15 protein-coding genes are annotated in these 20971 nt (G+C 68.6%); 6 read left to right on the top strand and 9 right to left on the bottom strand.

Annotated features, from left to right (window positions below):
- Nucleotides 1–9 precede the first annotated feature (9 nt).
- The gene (locus tag ACX114_RS11800) at nucleotides 10–423 is read right to left on the bottom strand and encodes an Imm70 family immunity protein (protein WP_459297638.1); all 414 of its coding nucleotides are present in this window, start codon (nucleotides 421–423) and stop codon (nucleotides 10–12) included.
- A gap of 572 nt (nucleotides 424–995) precedes the next feature.
- On the opposite strand from ACX114_RS11800, the gene ACX114_RS11795 reads away from it, so the two are divergent.
- Nucleotides 996–2180: a hypothetical protein gene (locus ACX114_RS11795; RefSeq protein WP_459297636.1), complete on the top strand. Its 1185-nt coding sequence runs from the start codon at nucleotides 996–998 to the stop codon at nucleotides 2178–2180.
- An 88-nt stretch (nucleotides 2181–2268) separates the two neighbouring features.
- On the opposite strand, the gene ACX114_RS11790 is transcribed toward ACX114_RS11795, so the two are convergent.
- The gene (locus tag ACX114_RS11790; protein ID WP_459297634.1) at nucleotides 2269–2535 is read right to left on the bottom strand and encodes a hypothetical protein; all 267 of its coding nucleotides are present in this window, start codon (nucleotides 2533–2535) and stop codon (nucleotides 2269–2271) included.
- Between the two features lie 173 nt (nucleotides 2536–2708).
- Entirely contained in the window at nucleotides 2709–5552 is a 2844-nt protein-coding gene (locus ACX114_RS11785; RefSeq protein ID WP_459297632.1) for a fused MFS/spermidine synthase, read from the bottom strand.
- Between the two features lie 76 nt (nucleotides 5553–5628).
- On the opposite strand from ACX114_RS11785, the gene ACX114_RS11780 reads away from it, so the two are divergent.
- The 3 genes from ACX114_RS11780 to mrpC all read left to right on the top strand — a co-directional run bounded on the left by ACX114_RS11780 (nucleotide 5629) and on the right by mrpC (nucleotide 9101).
- Complete coding sequence (locus ACX114_RS11780; RefSeq protein ID WP_459297630.1) at nucleotides 5629–6615, top strand: sensor histidine kinase; 987 nt, start codon at nucleotides 5629–5631, stop codon at nucleotides 6613–6615.
- Nucleotides 6616–6622: 7 nt separating this feature from the next.
- A complete protein-coding gene (locus ACX114_RS11775; protein WP_459297628.1) occupies nucleotides 6623–8089 on the top strand; it encodes a sigma-54-dependent transcriptional regulator in 1467 nt (488 codons plus the stop codon).
- Between the two features lie 265 nt (nucleotides 8090–8354).
- Nucleotides 8355–9101: a Crp/Fnr family transcriptional regulator MrpC gene (gene mrpC, locus ACX114_RS11770; RefSeq protein WP_014395195.1), complete on the top strand. Its 747-nt coding sequence runs from the start codon at nucleotides 8355–8357 to the stop codon at nucleotides 9099–9101.
- Nucleotides 9102–9178: 77 nt separating this feature from the next.
- On the opposite strand, the gene ACX114_RS11765 is transcribed toward mrpC, so the two are convergent.
- On the bottom strand, nucleotides 9179–10087 hold the full coding sequence (locus tag ACX114_RS11765) for a hypothetical protein (RefSeq protein ID WP_459297626.1): 909 nt from the start codon (nucleotides 10085–10087) through the stop codon (nucleotides 9179–9181).
- 72 nt (nucleotides 10088–10159) lie between these two features.
- Nucleotides 10160–11761: a DUF4215 domain-containing protein gene (locus ACX114_RS11760; RefSeq protein ID WP_459297624.1), complete on the bottom strand. Its 1602-nt coding sequence runs from the start codon at nucleotides 11759–11761 to the stop codon at nucleotides 10160–10162.
- Nucleotides 11762–12097: 336 nt separating this feature from the next.
- Here ACX114_RS11760 and ACX114_RS11755 point away from each other — a divergent pair, with 336 nt between their 5' ends.
- Nucleotides 12098–13936: a MutS-related protein gene (locus ACX114_RS11755; protein WP_459297622.1), complete on the top strand. Its 1839-nt coding sequence runs from the start codon at nucleotides 12098–12100 to the stop codon at nucleotides 13934–13936.
- Nucleotides 13937–13989: 53 nt separating this feature from the next.
- Here the strand turns inward: ACX114_RS11755 and ACX114_RS11750 are convergent, their stop codons facing one another.
- Together ACX114_RS11750 and ACX114_RS11745 are read right to left on the bottom strand one after the other, a co-directional pair.
- Nucleotides 13990–15162 (bottom strand): thiolase family protein, encoded by a 1173-nt coding sequence (locus ACX114_RS11750; protein WP_014395192.1) that lies wholly within the window; start codon nucleotides 15160–15162, stop codon nucleotides 13990–13992.
- An 81-nt stretch (nucleotides 15163–15243) separates the two neighbouring features.
- Nucleotides 15244–17634, bottom strand: coding sequence for a 3-hydroxyacyl-CoA dehydrogenase/enoyl-CoA hydratase family protein (locus tag ACX114_RS11745; RefSeq protein ID WP_459297620.1), 2391 nt, complete (start codon nucleotides 17632–17634; stop codon nucleotides 15244–15246).
- 128 nt (nucleotides 17635–17762) lie between these two features.
- Here ACX114_RS11745 and ACX114_RS11740 point away from each other — a divergent pair, with 128 nt between their 5' ends.
- Nucleotides 17763–19517, top strand: a complete 1755-nt coding sequence (locus ACX114_RS11740) for a M1 family metallopeptidase (RefSeq protein WP_459297618.1) — start codon at nucleotides 17763–17765, stop codon at nucleotides 19515–19517.
- Nucleotides 19518–19524: 7 nt separating this feature from the next.
- On the opposite strand, the gene ACX114_RS11735 is transcribed toward ACX114_RS11740, so the two are convergent.
- Together ACX114_RS11735 and rpmE are read right to left on the bottom strand one after the other, a co-directional pair.
- Complete coding sequence (locus ACX114_RS11735) at nucleotides 19525–20403, bottom strand: DNA-methyltransferase (protein ID WP_459297616.1); 879 nt, start codon at nucleotides 20401–20403, stop codon at nucleotides 19525–19527.
- Between the two features lie 232 nt (nucleotides 20404–20635).
- Nucleotides 20636–20884 (bottom strand): 50S ribosomal protein L31, encoded by a 249-nt coding sequence (gene rpmE / locus ACX114_RS11730; protein WP_014395188.1) that lies wholly within the window; start codon nucleotides 20882–20884, stop codon nucleotides 20636–20638.
- Nucleotides 20885–20971 lie beyond the last annotated feature (87 nt).

The following is a 20971-nucleotide window of genomic DNA, read 5'->3' as shown; positions in this document are numbered from 1 at the left end:
CCCGGGAACTCACTGAAACGAGATGGGGGCCCGGCGCTCGAGCGCGAACGCCACCAGGTCCTGCAGACGCTCCACCAGGAACCCGCCACTCACGGCGAGGAACGACTCGAACGCGTTTCGAGCCACGAGGCCCATGGAGCCCGCCTCGCTTCGTTGCCACTCCGACGCGAAAGCGACCGGTGGGCGCGCCTGCATCTCCCTTGCGATGACCGCCAGTTCATCACGCAACCGCTCGCATTCGGGGACGGACCACTCGCCATCACCATCCGAGTGCACGATGAACACAGGGAATCGAGACCCCAGCTTCCCTGCCTCCAGCTCGCGAGTGACGTAATCGCGTAACGCGTTGAAGTCCGAATATCCCCCAACCGCGACCTCCTTCAAATCCTCATCATCTTCAAGGACAACAAGACACAGACCCACGCGGACTCCCACCTCTCGTCAATCCGAGTAGACACAGCGCATCGTCACCGGATCGAAGACCGCATGCTGTCCGTCTCCGAAATCGACCACCAGATACGGGGGGTTGGTCCTCCTCATGTGAATCCTGACGAGCTCAGGCTCCGTCTCGAATCTGATAACGCACCGTCGGCCCGAAGCCGCACACCAATCCAATGATTCCCAATCGTGGGAGCCAGCGGGGAGACACGCTCATTCCTGGGTTTGGCGCTCGAAGCGCCACCTCCAAGTCCAGAACGCGGCGAATGCGCCCAACGCCAGGGACAGCAAACACAGCACCGCGATTCCGGGCAGGGCCGCCCCTTCCCCAATGGACTTTCCAATACGTACCGCGCGAGAAGGACCCTCAACCGAGGCCCCAGGTACGCCCCCACGAAGATCCAGACGATTGAGATGGCCTGTCTTCCCCGAGGCATCCGTCCCACCTCCGTCGGCGTGAGCCCTACCCCGGGCACCCCACCCCGCCCCTGCCTCCCGCCTGGCAGGCGGGCGGCCTGGGTCCTGGGCCCCTGGAGACCCGGTATACTCCCGGTCCCATGACACCGCTGAGCCCCGGAGTCGCCACCGCTACGGAGCAGGACACGCCGGCCGCGCCCGGCTCCCTGCGCTTTCGCCGCCTGTGGCTGTTCTCCCCCCGGGCCGACCTCGCCATCCTGGGCATCCCCCTGGCCCTGAGCCTGGTGGCCGCGGTCGCCAGCGGGTTCCTCGCCCCGGCCGCCGAGGACAACGCCCACCGGCTGCTGGCCTGGACCGCCCAGAACCTCCTGGGCAACGCCACGCACGTCATCCTCACGTTCCTGCTCTTCGGCGTGCACCGCGACGTGCTCACCGCCGCGCCCCACCAGCCGCGCACCATCCTCGCAGGGACGCTGGGCACGCTCGGCGTGGGTGCGGCGCTGTTCGCCATCTTCTACGCGGACCGCTCCCTCCACACCTTCGCCGTGGCCGTCATCTTCAACGTCTTCGGCATGCACCACACCCTGTCCCAGCAACGCGGCCTGTGGTCCCTGCATGGCTTTCGCGCGGGACAGGAGGGCCTCCCCGCGCCCTCCCCGCTCGAGCGCAAGCTCCAGCAGTTCTACGTCCCGCTGCTCCTCTCCATCCTCCTCGTCCGCATCTTCTTCGTCCCCGAGTCCGCCGCCCCGGACGCCCCCGCCTACCTCGACGTGGGCCAGGGCGTCGTCCTTCCGTGGCAGACGCTGCCCGTGCTCATCGCCATCTGGCTGGGCTACTTCCTCCTGCTCTTCCGCTCCGTGCTCCGCTCCGGCACCACCAGCGGCCCCAAGGTGCTCTACCTCCTGGGCATGGCGACCGCGACCGGCCTCGCGCTCGTGGCGCCGTCCTGGGGCTACGTGATGCTCCCGGGCATGCACGGCCTGGAGTACTACTTCCTCAGCGCCCGCATGCTGGAGCCTCGCGAGGGCGATGCTCCCCGCCTCACCAAGAAGCTCATCTGGCCCGCGATGGTCGTGTCCATGCTCCCGCTGTTCGCGCTGGGCGTGCTGCATGGCTTCCTGCTGGAGGGCCCCATGCGAGGCTCACTGGGCATCGGCGGCGGCGCGCAGGCGAACCCCCTGCTGCGTGCGTTCACCTCGCTGGGCTTCGCGTGCGTGCTCGCGCACTACTTCGCGGACGCATTCATCTTCCGCTTCCGCATCCCCTCCATCCGCAAGGTGATGCTGCGCCGCCTGGGCTTCTCCGCTCCCCGCCCGGCCCCCTGAGTCCTGGAAGTCCTCCAGCCCGCAAAAGCAAAATGGCAGGCCCTTCCAGATGGAGGGACCTGCCATTGCACGCACCGCCGAGCGTGGCTCAGTAGGTGTTGTTCTGACCGAAGGACTTCATGGTCTTCTTGTTCAGCTTCTCGTTGGACAGCTGGCCGTCGTTGGCCACGTTGTCCTCACCGGCCAGCGCGGCGGCCGAGGCGCCGAACAGCTTGCGGATGTTGTCGCCGAACAGGGTGATGACGCCGATGGCGGCGATCGCGATGAGGGCAACGATGATGATGTACTCGGTCATGCCCTGACCACGGTTCTTGCGGAACTGCTTCTTCGGGGCGGCCTTCGCGATCGCGTTCATGGGAAACTCCGGGGGTCGTTGCAGCGGTGGAAAAACTCACCCTGCGGGAAGTCAGGGTCGATACAGACAGTACAACGGGCGGGCAAGCGCCTCCATCCGTCATCGGGAGGATGGGGGGCCGGATCAAGGAATATCGCGGGCCTGGAGCCTCTCAAGTCTTCCGCCCCGCGATTTCAGGGCCCGCCAGGGGCCGCCGTGGGCACCCCGGCCGTCCCCGCGCAGGCGCCCGGCGGCAGGGCCTCGCAGTAGGCCTTGAACGCCGCCTGCAGCTTCGCGTCCTCGGGGTGGCGCGCCACCACTTCCCGGCCCACCGCCAGCGCCCCGTCCACGTTCAGGGGCGTCCACACCGTCCGCGACTGCCAGATCCGCGCCGTCACCAGATTGAGATACTCCGTCACCAGCTCGGGGGAACGGCCGCCCCGGGCCACCTCCGGCTCCAGGAGGGACGCCGCCAGGGTCAGGTCCCCCTGCACCAGCACCGCCCGGGCCAGCGCGAGCGCCGCCGCGGGGTCCTCCGGCGCCAGGGAGCGCCACAGCGCCGCCACGCCTCGGACCAGCGGATCATTGTTCGAATGAGAACGCTGCACGTTGCGGTACAGCCCCGCGGCCTGCTCCGCGGTGGGCGGATGGTCGCGCAGGTACTGATGCAGGAGCAGCCCCGGGCCGCCGTCCGGCGACCGCCGCTCGTCCTGCACGCGCACGTCCAGGTCCGCCAGGAAGAACGCCACCGGAGACGCGTACTCCAGCAGGTTGTGATCATCCGTGTTGAGGGGGCCCTCTCCCGCGAAGGTCCGCCACCCGGCCTCGGTGTGCACCTGCTTGGACAACAGGGTGAACATGTCCTGGATCCCCACCCGCGACAGGTCCGCCTTCACCTCCGGCAGGGCCATGCGCGCGGCGACCGCCGCCGCGTCGAACGACAGCGGCTTGCGGCTGGCCACCAGGATCAGGTCATCCGGCCCCAGCCAGGTCGTGGCGTGGGGGAAGGTGTCCTGCAGCGTGCGCATCACCAGCCGCAGCAGCTCGCGGTTGCTCTCGTAGGTGTGGATCCACTGCACCAGCACGCCGTCCTCCGTCAGGTGCTTGTCCACCAGTTGGAAGAAGTCGCGCGTGAAGAGGCCCGCCACGCCCGCGACCCAGGGGTTGGACGGCTCGCTGATGATGAGGTCGTACCGGATGGGCGCCAGCGCCATGAACGTCTTCGCGTCGTCGATGTGCACGTGCGTGCGCGGATCCTCCATCGCGTTGCGGTTGTCCGCCTTGAACAGGCGCGCCGCGTCCACGACCGCCGGGGAGATCTCCACCATGTCCAGGCGCTCCACCGGGTGGGTCAGCACGCTGCCCGCCGTGACGGCGGACCCCGCGCCCACCACGAGCACGTTCTTGGGGACGCGCGGGTGCAGCAGCACGCCCATCTGGCCCAACATCACCTGCGTCTCGATGTCGCTCCCGTTCGAGGCGTCCGTCTTGCCGTTGATCCGCAGGAAGCGCAGGTTCTCCCTTGGCACGTCCCCCACCATCACCGTGGCGAAGGTGTCGTCCGCGTAGAAGCGGGTGATGTTCGCCTTCTCCGTCTCCTCCACCAGCTTCGCGTAGCTCTCCGGCGGCTTCTGATACGCGCGCATGGAGGCGATGGCGGACAGCCGCTGCGGCCAGCCCACCATGCCGCCCAGCACCACCGCTGCCAGCACCGCCGCCACGCCCACCGGGGCGAACGTCCGCCACGCGGGCACCGCCCCCGCCCCGTCCTTCGGCGCGGACAGCGCGTGGAACGCCAGGGCCGCGGCCACCAGGTTCGCCACCGCCCCCGCGATGAAGTTGCCCTGCATGCCCCAGAAGGGCATCAGCACCAGCCCGCCCAGCACGGAGCCGGAGAGGGTGCCCGCCGTGTTCCACAGGTAGACGCCGCCCAGCTCGCGCCCCACCTCGGACACCTTCGCCGTGGCCACGCGGGCCGCCGCCGGGAACGCCACGCCCATGATGAACGTGGGCACCAGCAGCACCGCGCAGCAGAACATGAAGGTGACCCCCTGGAAGATGGGCCACGTCTCCACCGCGCGCGTGAGCATCCACTCCGACCAGCGGAACAGGTGCGGCAGCCGCACGTACAGGGGCAGCGCCAGGCAGAGGCTCAACACCAGCCCCACCTGCGTCCAGCCATACAGCTTCAGCGAGTCCCCGCCCTCCTTGCGCGTCATCAGCCAGAAGCTGCCCAGGCCGATGCCCAGGATGAACGCCGTCAGGATGAGCGTGAAGGCATACGTGGACGCCCCCAGCACGATGGACAACAGGCGGATCCACGTCACCTGATACAGCATGGACGTGAAGCCGGACAGCATCACGCCGATGAGCGCGGCGCGCACCGCCCGCCGGGGATAGGCCACGTCCTCCGCGGCGGCCGCCGCCCCCACCGTCACCGCGGGCGGGTGCTGGCGGGCCAGCGCCAGGGCGGCCAGCGCGAGCAGCACGTTGATGGCCGCGGCCAGCTGCGCGGACGCGGACAGGCCCACCAGCGGAACGAGCCGCGTGCCCGCCACGTAGACACCCACCGCCGCGCCCAGGCTGTTGATGGCATACAGGCGCGCCAGCTCCTTGCGCACCCCCGCGAGGCTCGCCGCGAAGTGGCGCACCAGCGCCGGCAGCGTGCCGCCCATGAGCAGCGTGGGCACCACCAGGGACAGCGAGGACACGAGCAGGCGCGGCGCCACCCGCAGGCCCTCCGGCACGTGGGGGGCCAGGACCAGCCACAGGTGCTCCAGCGCCCCCAGGACGTACGGGAACGCCAGCGCGTACAGGCCCACGCCCAGCTCCAGCACGCCGTAGAGCGCCAGGGGGTTCTTCACCCGGTCCGCTGTCCGCCCGAAGACAAACGCCCCCAGCGCCAGCCCCCCCATGAACGTGGCCAGCACGACGGCGTGCGCCTGGCCGCTGTTGCCCAGCACATTCCCCAGGTATTTGGACCAGACCAGCTCATAGACGAGCGCCGTGGCCCCGGACAGGAACAGAAGGGCCGCCACAAGGTTCTTCGGAGGACGTGCGGTGCTGGTCATAAGGACAGCGCTCGACGTTACCCGGTATGTTTCAGGTCCACCAATGAACGCCCATCTCCTGCAAGCCGCTCAGCTCGCCTGGTCCCCTCACCTCCGGGTGACACGCGCCGAAGGTGACTGCGCCCAGGTGCTGCGCCGCGACGCCAAGGCGCTCGTGGGCATATCCCTGCACACCGCGCTCGGGGTTTCGCAGGAGCGCGCCCGCGAACTGGATGCGCGAGCGCGCGAGGACCGCCGCGCCGTGGAGTTCGTCACCGTCTCCGCGGGAGGCCCCGGCGGCAACCCTCCCGCCAACCACCTGCGGCTCGTGCTGGGCATGGACGGCGAGGAGGCCGCCGCGGGCGTGCTCGACCTGGGCGCCGTGCTGGAGGGCGCCCCGCCGGTGCAGATCTCCAAGCTGTCCTCGTCGCTCAGCCATGAGATCCGCAACCCGCTGTCCTCCGTGAAGATGGCGGTGCAGACGCTGGCCCGGAACACCGGCCTGTCGGACCGGGACAAGCGGCGGCTCACCATCGCCAACCGGGAGATCCGCACCATGGAGCGCATGCTCTGGCTGCTCTCCGAGTACGGCCGCGAGAGCGCCGCGAACCTGGATGCCCACGCGCTGCGCTCGGTCGTCCAGGAAGCGACCGCCATGGTGGCCCCGGAACTGGCCGAGCGCCGCATCGAGGTGGATGTGAAGGAAGAGTCGGACCTGCCCCGCGTGAGGGTGGATCCCAACCGGTTGAGGCCCGTGCTCGCTCAAGTCCTGCTCAACGTGGCCATGGGCCTGCCCGAAGAGGGCCGCGTCCAGGTGACGCTGCGCCAGGACGACCCCGGCCACGTCAGCCTCATCCTGGATGATCCGGCCGCGGCCCTGCCTCCGGAGGAGCGGGGCACGCTGTTCGACCCGTTCGGCTCGCGGCTGGCGCGAGGCGCGGGGCTGTCCCTGGCCGCCCTGCGGCGGGTGATGACGGGTGTGGGGGGCGATGTGGCGGCCCAGGGGAGCGCGGAACCGGGGATGGTGTTCACGCTGACGTTCGCCGCCTGAGGACCCCATGGAGACCCTCCTCATCGTCGACGATGACGTGTCGCTGCTCGAAACCCTCACGATGCACTTCGAGGAGATCGAGCAGGACGACGGGCAGCCGCGCTACCAGGTGGTGACGGCCACCAGCGCCGCCGCGGGCCTCAAGGCCGCCCAGGAGAACATGCCCAGCGTGGTCATCCTGGACATGATGCTCCCGGACCGCACGGGCCTGGAAATCATCGAGGAGATGAAGACCCTGTGCGGCGACGCGCGCATCATCCTCGTCACCGCCTACCACGACATGGAGACGACCATCCGGGCCATGAAGGCCGGTGCGTTCGACTACATCCACAAGCCCTTCCCGGATCCGGCGGCGCTGGACCTCGTCGTGGAGCGCGCGCTGGAGTACCGCCAGCTGTCGCGCCGCGCGGACGAGGTCCACCGCGAGAACGCCGTCGTCCGCCTGGGCGACATCGTGGGCACCAGCCCCTCCATGCAGCAGCTGGTGAAGGAGATTGGCAAGGTCACGGGCAGCAGCGCGACGGTGCTCATCAACGGCGAGAGCGGCACCGGCAAGGAGCTCATCGCCCGCGTCATCCACAACTACTCCTACGACGAGCCCCGCCCCTTCATCGGCATCAACTGCTCCGCCATCGTGGACACGCTCCTGGAGAGCGAGCTGTTCGGCCACGAGAAGGGCGCCTTCACCGGCGCCGTGTCCGGCAAGCCCGGCAAGTTCGAGCTGGCCGAGGACGGCACCGTCTTCCTGGATGAGATTGGCGACATGTCGCTGATGCTCCAGGCGAAGCTGTTGCGCGTGCTCCAGGAGCGCGAGTTCGAGCGCGTGGGCGGCGTCAAGCGCGTGAAGCTGCGCGCCCGCGTCATCGCCGCCACCCACCGCAACCTGGCGGACGAGGTGGCCCAGGGGCGCTTCCGCGAGGACCTCTACCAGCGCCTCAAGGTCATCACCCTCTTCATCCCGCCCCTGCGCGAGCGCCGCGAGGACATCTCCCTCCTGGTGAAGCACCTCCTGGAGCGCATCAACGAGAAGGTACACAAGCGCGTCACCCGCGTGCCCCACGAGGTGATGGAGCGCCTCACCCTGCTCCCCTGGCGCGGCAACGTGCGCGAGCTGGAGAACGTCCTCACCCGCGCCGTGGTGCTCGCGCCCGGTGACGTGCTCCGGGGGGACGACCTGCCCGCCCTGGAGGCGAACCCCTCAGGCCCCCTGGACGCCGGGCAGCGCGCTCCTGGAGGCGCGAGCGGCATGTTCGCCGCCCCCGCCGTGGACGACGTGAGCCTCATCCCCACCCTGGAAGAGGCCGAACGGCAGCTCATTGCCCGGGCCATGGCCGTCACCAAGGGCCACAAGGGCCGCACATGTCAGATCCTGGGCATCAGCCGTCCGACCCTTGAACGAAAGCTTCAAAAGTTCGGTCTCGCACAGGGGCACGGTCCACAGGTGCACCCTTATCCGGTGAAGGATGCTTCCTGACACTGTCCCAGCCCGGACAAACCGGTGTGGCGCTTTAACGTTTCGTTCAAACTGATCAGACTGTTTGAACGTTCTGTTTCAGGTTTTAGACACAGTGGGGGGGGAGAAACGGGGACGTAGCGCTAAGTACCCGGCATTCCTCGAACTGTTCCCCTGGGAATACTTCAAGTGCCCATGGCACGCCTCTTGGAAAGGGCAAGGTCCGTCCGCAGCAGCAGCAGCGACCAACCTTCCCCATCCCTTTCCGTCTTTCCAGGAGACTCCCATGCACGGCTTCAACCGCCCCCTCGGCCCCATCGGTTCCAACGTCGTGGCGCCGCTGCAGGCGACGTCCTCCGGCATGATGGTGACCGCGAACAAGCTGGTCCCTGGCCAGGAAGCCATCGACTTCAAGGGGTACTTCAAGGTCGAGTCCTTCCCGCACAACTCGACCATCTACCGCCCCGGCGACACGTCGGACCGCGTGTACCTGCTGAAGTCCGGCCGCGTGCGCCTGATGCGCATTGGCAAGAACAGCACCCGCTCGGTGGTCTCCATCCTCCGCCCGGGCGACCTGTTCGGCGAGCTGTTCCGCCCGGAAGGCACGCCCATCGAGGAGATGGCCGTGGCGGCGGGCGAGGCCGAGGTGTGGAGCATCGAGGGCCGTGACTTCCGCGCCCAGTTGGAGGCCCGTCCGGCCCTGGCGGTGGACGTGGTGCGCGCCTACGCGGACCGCGTGCGCTCGCTGCGCAAGCGCGTCCTGGGCCTGACCTTCAAGGAGGTCCCGGCCCGGCTGGCGGACACCCTGCTCACGCTGGTGGAGGCGCACGGCGAGCGCTGCCCGCACGGTGGTGAGACGGACCTGCGCGGCATCACGCAGCAGGACCTGGCGGACCTGGTGGGCGCCTCGCGCTCCTTCGTGTCCACCCTCATCAACGAGATGAAGCGCGAGGGCGTGCTCGGCAACGTCGGCCGCATCCTCTGCGTGCGCGACCAGAAGGCCCTGCGCAAGCTGGCCTCCAAGGAGAAGTAATCCCCACCGTCCCTTCGGGACGTCCAACGGGCCTGTCCGCGGGAATGACTCGCGGCCGGGCCCGTGGTGTTTGTGCCTCAGAACACGAAGCCCGCGCCGAACTCGGGGCCGAAGCCGAGGGTCAGCCCCAGCGGGGCCACCTCCGAGTCCAGGGCCAGGTAGCGCGCCCCGCCCCGCAGCATGAGGCTGCCCAGGTGCAACGCCAGCCCCGCGCGCGCATCCAGCTGCCGGTAGGGCCCGGGCGACACCTGCACGCGAGCCTCCGCGTCCAGGGGGCCCAGGACGCACGCCTCCACGGACATGCCCAGGCTGGGCGCCACGTAGATGCGCCCGGGCAGGTCCAGGGTGGAGACGCCCGCCTCCGCGCGCAGGCGCAGATCCTCCCGGACGTAGGGGGAGTACGTCACGTGCATCTCCGCCAGCGTCCGCGTGTCGTAGGCCATCGCGCCCGCACCCGTGCCCACCAGGCGAGAGACTCGCAGGTCCACGCCGAAGCGTTGCATGTCCCAGCCGATGTCGAAGTCCACGCCCGTGCCGCCCGGCACGGGTGACACCAACACGCCCGCGCGGAAGGAGAGTGGCACGGCGTGCCGCAGCGAGTTGCGCTGGGGTGGCTCGCCCGGAGCGCCCTCGTCATGGCCGTGGTGGGTCCCCGTGTGGGCGATGGCCTGGCCCAGGCCGCTGAACATCAGCTCGAAGAGCGCGCCGAGGATGACGGCGGCGGCATCGTCGGATGCGCTCGAGTTGAACGCGTAGGTGTCGTCCGTGGAGGCCACGGTCGTCCTCTTGCTCTTGGACGATGGGTTCTTGTTCTCGTCGTCCTTCTTCGAATCGTCGTCCCTGTCCGAACCGATGGCGGTCGCCTCGTGGACGGGCTTCGACGTTTCGTGGGAGTCCGAGCGCTTGCCGAAGCGCGCCTCGGCGGAAGGCGCGGCGAGCAGGCTCGCGACGAGCCCCCCGCCCAGCACGACCTTGGGTAACGACATGGGGTGAAGCCCCCTCGGCGGGACACGGCCGGCCCGACCGCCCCACACGAGGGGTATTCAAATCCCGGAGGCCTACTGGGAGTCAACTCCGGAGGCTCCCGTGAGCCCACCATGGGGTGCGCATTCGGTGTGGCGCAGGGGATAGCCAAAACCGTTGAGCGTGAGCTGGTAGGAAGAACCGGTCGTGTGGCGCTCGGCCTGGAACACCGCGAGCTCGTAGATGCCCCCTATGATGAGGCCGAGCGCGCTGGCCCGTTGCGACACATTGACGCTGCCCGTGGTGGGGCCATGGACCCCGCCCAGGTCGAGCACGAGTCGGCCGTTGATGAACACCCAGACATCGTCATCTCCCCGGAAGGAGAGCTCCTCGTTGCCTTTGTATTCGAACCAGTAGCGCGTCTCGCTGGTGAAGCTGAAGTTGCGAAGCACGCTGGGGCTGCTGTTGTCCGGACGGAGGGGCTCCTCACCGGAGGCCACCCAGCCCGCGTCATCCAGCGGGAAGAAGGCCGGGGCGTCGAACTGGTACGAGGCGCCCGACCCACGCGGGAGGGCCAGGCTCTTGACGAGGGGCCTGTTCACGCCCGGCACGTCCCGGAACCACTGATCAAAGGCCGCCCGGCCATGGGTGGTGAGGGAGCTGAGGCCTTCCTTCGCATAGACAGGCTTGCCCGCTGCATCCAGCGTGCTGCCCACGATGCCCGTCTCCGAGCCGTTCGCGTTCTCGAAGTCGATGTGGCCCCGCGGCAGTCCCGCTGAGGCCGGCAGGTCGTACCCACGGAAGTCGCGGTAGACGATGGGCAGGGTCAGCGGATCCGGAAGGGGTGACTCGACCACCTGGCAGGTGAACCCCGGCTCGAGCTGGCATGTCGGAGAGCAGCCGTCGTTCGCTCGCGTGTTGCCGTCGTCGCACTGCTCCGCCGTGCTGTTCGGCAGCAACTGGCCGTCGCCACAGACGCCCTGGCAAACTCCGTTGGAGCAGCGCGGCTCGCGTGTGCACAGCGGCGTGCAGCCATCGCCGAAGTCGTAGTTGCCGTCGTCGCATTGCTCGGTGCCTTCGACCTTGCGGTCGCCACAGACGGTCGGGACACAGGGCCGGCCAGCGACGGGGCACGTGTAGCCCGGCTCCAGGTGGCACGAGGTATCGCAGCCATCGTCGCTCACCGTGTTGCTGTCATCGCAGGACTCGGTGCCATCCACCCGGCCATCGCCGCACACCGGAATCCAGACGCACGGCTGACCTTCCTGTTCGCACATCCATCCGGGCTCAATCGCAGCGCAGGTCGCCGAACAACCGTCGCCGCCGACCGTATTGCCGTCGTCACATGCCTCCGTGGCTTGCTTGAGACCATCACCACAACGTTCAGTCCCCGCGTCGGCCTCCGTCCCCGCATCCGTCCCCGCGTCGGCCTCCGTCCCTGCATCAACCTCCGTCCCTGCATCCGTCCCCGCGTCCTCCTCCGCCCCTGCATCGGCCTCCGTCCCCGCGTCCTCCTCGGGCCCCGCATCCGTTCCCGCGTCGGTGCCTGCATCCGTCCCGGCGTCAGCGACAGGGCCGGTCCCCGAATCCGTGCCGCTGTCCGCGGTGGAGGCATCCTGCTGGCCCGTCGACGGACCACCGTCCGGGTCGGACGGCTCATCCTTGCCACAGGCGGACAACACGAGAGACACGGACATGAGCAGAACGCTCATGAGCCGCAGGGGCATGCCATGGAGAGACAGAGACATAGGCGGCGGTTTTTGACCCAGCGCCCCCGAGCGAGTCAATCGCCACGGACGTGAGCCATTGTGACACCGTGTAGACCCTCCCAATCCATATCATCTGGGATGCGCCGCGTGACGCCTGTGTCATCGTCGAGCCAGGACGGCGCCGCCCCCAGCAGTCCCCTCCGTACCCGTTCGCCTCCACGCGCTCCCAACGGGAAGAAATGTTGTCGGTTCGCACCGGAAGCGTGACGGAGCGCCTTGAGCGCTTGCCCTCGGACGGGGGGCCGCACAGCATGCGCGGCCATCGTGCCCGTCCCGACCGAGTCCCAGAGCCCGCATCGCACGTACACCGACCGCCGCGCCGCCGCCCAGGCGGACCTGACAGCCTTGGACCGCGTCAGCGCCCGGTACGCCAACCTGCGCACCGTGGCCTTCGTGGCGGCGCTCGTCGTGGCCGCGCTGACGCTGATGGGCCGGCTGCCCAAGCCCTGGTGGTGGGCGGCGGCCGGGGCGCTCGCCGTCTATGGCGTGCTGGCGGTGCTGCACCACCAGGTGTTCCTCAAGGAGCAGCGCGCGCGCCTCTTCGTGCTGCTCAACGAGCGCGGCCTGGCGCGGCTGGAGGGCGGCTGGCATTCCTTCACGGACACGGGGGAGCGGTTCCTCTCCCCCAACCACCTCTACGCCACCGACCTGGATGTCTTTGGCCAGGGCAGCCTCTTCCAGCTCATCAACGAGACGGCGACGCGCGCGGGAGAGGAGCGGCTGGCCACGTGGCTGTCCGCCCCGGCCTCCGCGGAGACGGTGGTGACCCGCCAGGGCGCCGCGCGCGAACTGGCCCCGCGCGTGGACTTCCGCCAGGACCTCTGCGTGGACGCCCGAGTGGTGGCGAAGGACAAGGCGGACCCGGCCCTCTTCATCCAGTGGGCGGAGGCCGGCCCATCCCTGGACGCCATCCGCTGGTCACGGCCCCTGGCCATCCTGCTGCCCCCGGTGACGCTCACCCTCTTCATCCTGGGCACGGTCGGCGTGATTCCAGACAGCCTCGTGTGGCTGGGGCTGCTCGCACAACTGGGCATCGCCGTGGCCACGCGCCGCACGCTGCGCCAGATGGACGAAGGCGTGGAGCGCGGCGAGCGCGGCTTCGTGCGCTACGCGTCCCTCTTCGAGCGCGTGGAGAAGCAGTCCTTCGAACACCCGCGCCTCAAGCAGCTCCAGGCCGGACTGACGGCGCAGGGCGGGCCTCCGGTGTCCGTGCTGTTCCAGCGCTTCAGCCGGCTGTACTCGCTCATCGAGTTCAAGCGGCACCAGTTCCACCCCCTGGTCCACTGGCTCACGCTCTGGGACATCCACGCCCTCTTCGCGCTGGAGAACTGGCGAGCCGCCCACGGCCGCGACGTGCGCCAGTGGTTCGAGGGGCTCGCGGAATTGGAGGCCCTCTGCTGCCTGGGAGGCCTGGCCCATGACCGCCCCGCCTTCACCTGGCCCCAGATGCAGACCGAGGGCCCGAGCGTGGAGGCCACCGCGCTGGGACACCCGCTCCTGGACGCGCCCGTGCCCAACGACGTGTCCCTGCCCGGCCCGCGTCACGCGCTCTTGATTACGGGCTCCAACATGAGCGGCAAGACGACGCTGATGCGAGCGCTGGGCGCGAACGTGGTGCTGGCGCTGGCGGGCGCGCCGGTGTCCGCGGCGTCGTTCCGGCTGTCTCCGGTGCAGGTGCTCACCAGCATGCGCGTGAAGGACTCGCTGGAGCGCGGCGTGTCGTACTTCCACGCGGAGGTGCTGCGGCTGAAGATGGTGCTGGACGCGGCGGCGGCCGCGAAGGGCCAGGCGCTCTTCCTGCTGGACGAAATCCTGCTGGGCACCAACACCCGCGAGCGCCAGATCGCCTCACGCGAGGTGCTGCGGCTCTTGCTCGCCTCCGGCGCGTGTGGCGCGGTGACGACGCACGACCTGTCGCTGGCGGTGCTCGCGGACGAGCCGGGCTCGCACGTGGTGAACGTCCACTTCCGCGACCACCTGGAGGACGGGAAGATGGTGTTCGACTACCGGCTCCGGCAGGGGGTGGTGGACACCACCAACGCGCTGCGGGTCTTGCGCCTGGCGGGCGTCCCGGTGAACGACCCGGACGCCCCGGCCTCCTGACTTATCCCCTTCGCGCCCCCTTCGAGTCACAGGGGGCGCGAACGGGAAGCGGACTACTTCGCCAGCTCCACCAGCGCCGCGGCACCCATGCCGCCGCCGATGCACATGCTCACCACGCCGTAGCGGCCGTCCCGGCGCTTCAGCTCGCGCAGGATGGTGGCCACCATGCGCGCACCGGACACGCCCAGCGGGTGGCCCAGGGCGATGGCGCCGCCGTTCGGGTTCACCTTGTCCTGGGGGATGCCCAGCTCGCGGATGCAGTGCAGCGCCTGCGCCGCGAAGGCCTCGTTGAGCTCGAAGACGCTGATGTCTTCAATCTTCAGCTTGTTGCGCTCCAGCAGCTTGCGGATGGCGGGCACCGGGCCCACGCCCATGATTTCGGGCGGCACGCCGGCGACCACATAGTCCACGAAGTAGCCCAGCGGCTTGACGTTGAGCTCCTTCGCCTTCTCCTCGCTCATCACCACCGCGGCCGCCGCGCCGTCCGTCAGCGGCGACGCGTTGCCCGCCGTCACCACGCCCTTGGCGTTGAAGGCCGGGCGCAGCTTGGCCAGGCCCTCCACCGTCGTCTCCGGGCGCAGGATGGTGTCCACCGTGACGGTCACCTGCTTCTGGTTGCCGTCCTCGTCGAACATCGTGGTGGTGACGGGGAAGATCTCCTCCTTGAACTTCCCCTGCTCGCGGGCCGTGGCCGCGCGGCGCTGGGACTCGGCGGCGAACTTGTCCGCGTCCTCACGGGTGACGCTGTAGCGGGAGGCGATGTTCTCCGCCGTCGCGCCCATGGAGGTGTAGACCTCCGGCAGCTTCTGCATGATCTCCGGGTTGGCGGAGACCTTGTTGCCGCCCATGGGCACCATGGTCATGGACTCGGTGCCACCGGCGACGGCCACCTGGAGCATGCCGGACTTGATGCCCTGCGCCGCCTGCGCCACGGACTGCACGCCCGAGGAACAGAAGCGGTTGATGGTCAGGCCCGGGACGGTGTCCGGCAGGCCGGCGAGCAGGCTCGCGTTGCGGGCCACGTTCATGCCCTGCTCCGCCTCCGGCATGGCACAGCCCATGATGACGTCCTCCACGTCCGCCGGCTTCAGGCCGGGGACCTGGGCGACGGCCTCCTTGATGGCAAGGGCCGCGAGCGTATCCGGCCGCGTGTCCTTGAACTCTCCCTTGTGGGCGCGGGTGAAGGGGGTGCGCACCGCGCTGGCAATCACGACTCGACCGGACATTTTAGATGTCTCCCTGCCCGGACAGCGTCCGGGCGTGCTTCGGAATTCGCGTCTGGAAAACCATTGGGTAAACGCCTCGCGCTAGTTGCGCAGCGGCTTGCCCTTCTCGAGCATGAACATCATGCGGTCCTGGGTCTTCTCCTCGCCGATGAGGCTCAGGAACGCTTCCATCTCCAGCTCCAGCAGCTTCTCCTCGGTCACCAGCACGGAGGGGCTCGTGTCACCACCGGACAGCACGCGCGCCAGCTTCTGCGCGATCTTCCGGTCGTGGGCGCTGATCTGATTGTTGAGCTGCATGTCGTACAGCATCATGTCGATGGTGGCCGCGCCGTTGGGGCCCGGCAGCCGGAAGCGCGTGGGACGCGGCGGGCGGAAGCCGCCGTTGGCCAGCCCCAGCACGCGCGACTTCGCGTCCGACAGGAGGAAGTCGCGGTTGCCCGTGATGCCGTCCTGCTGCGACAGGAAGCCCATCTCGCGGGCCTCCTCCGCGCTCGTCGCGACCTTCGCCATGCCGATGGCGAGGAACACCTTCTTGAGGAAGGGCAGCGCGTCGAAGTCCTTGTCCGCCGCGTAGGTGCCGAACACGTTGCGCAGCAGCATCATGGTGCCGCCGCCGCCCGGGATGAGGCCCACGCCCACTTCCACGAGGCCCATGTACAGCTCCGCGCTGGCCTGCACCGCGTTGCCACCCATGGTGACCTCCGCGCCGCCGCCCAGCGTGAGGTTGAAGGGCGCCGTCACGACGGGCACGGGGCTGTAGCGCATGCGCTGGTTGGCCGCCTGGAACGCGGACGCCATCTTGCGGATGGAGTCGAAGTCCTCGCTCTTGGCCGCCATCAGCATGGCCATGATGTTCGCGCCGGCGGAGAAGTTGGAGCCGTCATTGCCGATGACGAGGCCCTTGAAGTTCTTCTCCGTCTCATCCAGCGCGGTGTTCATCATCGCGATGATCTCATCGTCGATGGAGTTCATCTTGGAGTGGAACTCCAAGAGCGTGACGCCGTCGCCCATGTCCCACAGCGACGCGCTGTCGTTGCCGGTGATCTTCTTGTTGCCGCGCTTGAGGTACTCCACGCGGAAGGTGCGGGCGTTCTCAGACACCGGCTTCACGGACTTGGACGGGATGTCCCAGTAGGTGTCGCGGCCGTCCTGCACGCCGTAGAAGGACGTGCGGCCCTTGGCCAGCATCTCCTCCACCCAGGCGGCGGGCTTGAGGCCCAGCGCCTTCATGCGCTCCACGCCCTTCTGGACACCGTAGGCGTCCCAGACCTCGAAGGGCCCCAGGTCCCAGCCGAAGCCCCAGCGCACGCCGCGGTCCACGTTGACCAGGTCGTCCGCGATCTCCGGGATGCGGCGGCTGGAGTACGCCAGCACGTCCAGGGTGACGCGCTCGGCGAACTTGCCGGCCTTGTCGTCCGCGTTCATCACGGACGCCACGCGCTCCTTGACGTTCTCGATGTCCTTCGCGGCGCCCAGCGAGTCGAAGCGCACCTTCGCCTGCGGCCGGTACTCCAGCGTCTTCAGGTCCAGCGCGAGGATGTCCTTGCCGCCGGAGGAGCGGTCCTTCTTGTAGAAGCCGCCGCCGCTCTTGTCGCCCAGCATCTTCTTCTCCACCATCTTCTGGAGGAAGTCCGGGGCGGCGAAGACGTCGCGCTCTTCGTCGTGCGTCAGCGTGTCGTAACAGTTCTTCGCCACGTGGGTGAACGTGTCCAGGCCCACGATGTCCGCGGTGCGGAACACGGCGGACTTGGGGCGGCCCATGGCCGGGCCAAAGATCTTGTCCACCTCTTCGATGGTCATCTCCGACTTCTGCATCTCGGAGATGGTCCGCATCATCCCGTACACGCCGATGCGGTTCGCGATGAAGTTGGTGGTGTCCTTGCCGTAGACGATGCCCTTGCCCAGGACCTCTTCACCGAACTTGTGGATGGTCTTCACGACCTCCGGGTTCGTCTCCTGGCCCGCCACGAGCTCCAGGAGCTTCATGTAGCGGACGGGGTTGAAGAAGTGCGTGACGAGGAAGTTCTTCTTGAACTCCGCGCCGCGGCCTTCCGTCATGCCCACGATGGAGAGACCGGAGGTGTTGGAGGAGATGATGGCGTCCTTGCGGGCGTGCTTCTCCACCTTGGCGAACAGGGCCTGCTTGACGGCCAGGTCCTCCTTCACCACCTCGATGATCCAATCGCACTCGCCCAGGCGCGCGAGGTCGTCCTCCAGGTTGCCCACTTCGATGGCGGCGAGCACCTGCTCGGACACGATGGGGCTGGGCTTCGCCTTGCGCAGGTTCGCGATGGCGCCCTGCGAGAACTTGTTGCGGAACGCCTTGGAAGCGGTGTCCTCGCCCGGAGCGGCCTGGGGCGGAACGATGTCCAGCAACAGGGCGCGCACGCCGGAGTTGGCCAGATGCGCGGCGATGCCGCTGCCCATCACGCCAGCGCCAAGCACCGCCACTTTTCGGATCCGGGTCGTCATCGGAAATCGGCTCCCATGAAAGGAAGTAGGGGACTGCACAAATGTAGGCGATTGACCCGGAAGTCAACCGGCATTGCCGTCGGGTGTGCTCGCCAGGAGGTCGGCTCCCCGACTACAAGTCGGGCCCCATGGCTCGCCTCGACCCGCACTCGTACAACGACAGCACGCAGCCTGAGACCGAAACGCTGGAGTGGAAGGCCCGCGTCGATTTCCGGACGCGCCGCCTGCACGCGGAGGCCACGCTGACCCTCAAGGAAGCGTCAGCAGGCCCCCTCGACCTGGACACCCGCGACCTGGACATCCGGGGCGTGGTGGATGCCCAGGGTCGCCCCTTGCCCTACATCCTCTCCCCTCCTGAACCGATTCTTGGCAGCCGCCTGCGCATCGAGCTGCCCTCGGGGGTGAAGCAACTGACGGTGCGCTACCGGACGTCGCCGGAGGCGAGCGCGCTGCAGTGGCTGACGCCGTCACAGACGGCGGGAGGGCAGCAGCCGTTCCTGTTCAGCCAGTGCCAGGCCATCCATGCGCGCAGCGTGGTGCCGTTGCAGGACACGCCGCGGATCCGCATCCGCTACCGCGCGTCGCTGCGCGTGCCCAAGCAGCTCAAGTCCGTGATGGCGGCGTCCTTCGTGGCGCGTGAAGAGCACGGCGTGGAGGCGGAGGAGCACTACGAGATGCCGCAGCCGGTGCCTCCGTACCTGCTGGCGTTCGCGGTGGGCAGCCTCACGTCCAAGGAGCTGGGGCCGCGCTCGCGGGTGTGGGCGGAGCCGGAGGCGCTGGAGGACGCGGCGGACGAGTTCGCGGGCGTGGACGACATGCTCAAGGCCGCGGAGTCGCTCTTCGGGCCGTACGACTGGGAGCGCTTCGACCTCTTGCTGATGCCGCCATCGTTCCCCTACGGCGGCATGGAGAACCCGCGCCTGACGTTCCTCACGCCCACGCTCATCGCGGGGGACAAGAGCCTGGTGAACGTGGTGGCGCATGAGCTGGCGCACTCGTGGACGGGCAACCTGGTGACGAACGCGTCCGCGGAGCACTTCTGGCTCAACGAAGGCTTCACCGTCTTCGCGGAGCGCCGCATCCTGGAGGCGCTGGCGGGGCCGGAGGTCGCGGCGCTGCACGCGGCGCTGGGGCGCCGTTCGCTGGATGAAGCGCTGCACCACTTCCGCGCGCACCCGCAGCTGACCGCGCTGCGCACGCACCTGTCCGGCGTGGACCCGGACGAGGCCTTCTCCCAGATTCCCTACGAGAAGGGCTACCTGCTCCTGCGCGCGCTGGAGGACGCGGTGGGCCGCCCCACCTTCGACGGCTTCCTGCGCCGCTACCTGGCGAAGTACCGCTTCCAGGCGCTCACCACGGAGGAGTTCGTCCGCTTCACGGAAGAGGAGCTGCCGGGGGCCCTGGCGAAGGTGGACGCGGACGCGTACCTGAACCGGCCCGGCGTGCCGCCTGGCGCGCCCCGCCCCACCTCCGCGCGGCTGGAGGCGCTGGAGAAGCTGCGCGGCAAGGTGCCTTCGCAGGCGGACACGAAGGACTGGACGCCCACCGAGTGGCAGCTCTTCCTGGAGTCCATGCCGGCGGACACGGGCCAGGACGTCTTCCGGGAGCTGGACGCGAAGTACTCGCTCACGGGCAGCCGCAACTCGGAGGTGCTGGTCGCGTGGCTGGTGGCGGCGCTGCGCGCGGGCTTCGATGCTCCGCTCGGCCGGGCCGAGGAGTTCCTCGGCGAGGTGGGCCGGATGAAGTACCTGAAGCCGCTCTACAGCGTGCTCGCCTCGTCGCGCGACCACCGCAAGGTGGCGCGCGCGGCGTTCGAGAAGAACGGGGCGAGGTATCACCCCATCGCCCGGCAGGGCGTGGAGCTCATCCTCACCCGCGCCTGAGACGGGACTACTTGAGGGCCGCGTCCAGGCGCTTCTTGGACAGGGCCAGGTACTCCGGGTTCATGTCGATGCCCACGTAGCGGTGGCCGTGCTTCAGGGCGGCCACGCCGGTGGTGCCGCTGCCGTTGAAGGGGTCCAGGATGAGCGAGTTCTCCGGGCAGCTCGCCTCCAGGATGCGCTCCAGCAGCGCCACCGGCTTCTGGGTGGGGTGGCTGCCGAAGGCCTTCTCCTCGCCGCGCGGGGCCGTCTGCGTCCACATGCGGCCGGAGCCGTCGGCGGTGAGCTCCTCTTCGCCGTTGCGCGGCAGGTTCCACACGTCGCGCATCTGCTTGCCGCCGTTCTCCGCCTTCATGCGCTGGTAGTTGAAGACGTGCTTCAGCTTGCCGCCGGAGGACGGCGAGGCCCAGATGAGCAGCTCCGTGGAGTGCGTGAAGTAGCGGCACGCCAGGTTGGGGCTCGCGTTGGGCTTGTACCAGGTGACGGTGTTGAGCAGCTTGTAGCCCAGCTTCTGCATGGCGAAGCCGGCGTTGAAGATGACGTGCTGGGTGCCGCTCACCCACAGCGTGCCGGTGGGGCGCAGCAGGCGCTGGCAGGCGGCGAGCCACTTCGTGGTGAAGGCGTGGTCCTCCTCCACCCCGCGGGACACATCCCACTGGCCCTTGGCCACGGAGACGCGCTTGCCACCCTTGCAGGTGGTGCCGCCGTTGGAGAGGAAGTACGGCGGGTCCGCGAAGATGAGGTCGAAGGACTGCTCGGGCAGCTGGGCCATCAGCTCCAGGCTGTCGCCCTGCAGCAGCGTGTAGGCCTCCCCGCGCTTCGCGAAGACGCTGTCGTTCTGGGAGCGTCGAACAACCTTCAGGGCAGGGGCAGCAGCTTCCGCGAACATCACGCCTCCGTCTTTGGGACAGACGTCTTTCTGGGACGCGGCGGACTGTGCGGTCAGTTGGCTGCTACGTCGAATTTCTGGCCTGTAATTGGCTGTAGCACCGAAAACGCGCGCGAAAATTTGACGCGCGCGTGGAGCTGAAACACCGCGAGCAGGGCGGGAGCGCCTCTGTCTTTCGAGGCCCTCCACGACCCTGCTCGTGGGGTGCTACGGATGCTGTCGAGCCGAAGGACTACGCCTTCTCGGGCTCGGCGGCCTTGGCGCCCTTCTTGGCGGCCGGCGCGTTGTTCGCGTACTTCTTCTTGAAGCGGTCGATGCGGCCGGCCGTGTCCAGCAGCTTGTACTTGCCGGTGAAGAACGGGTGGCAGTTCGAGCAGACTTCCACGCTGAACGAGCCGCGGGTGGACTTGGTCTCGACGACGTTGCCGCACGCGCAGGTGATGCGGGAGGGCGGATAGACCGGGTGCAGTTCGGGCTTCATGGCTTCTCTCCAGTGCGCCTTGCCCCCACCCAGGATGGGAGGGAGGTCCAGCGTTGTAGTGGGCCGGGGCTTATAGCCATCCCCCCG

Source organism: Corallococcus sp. M7 (assembly GCF_054512695.1).
The sequence above is the reverse complement of the archived record's forward strand: the minus strand, read 5'-3'. Positions and strand labels throughout refer to the sequence as shown.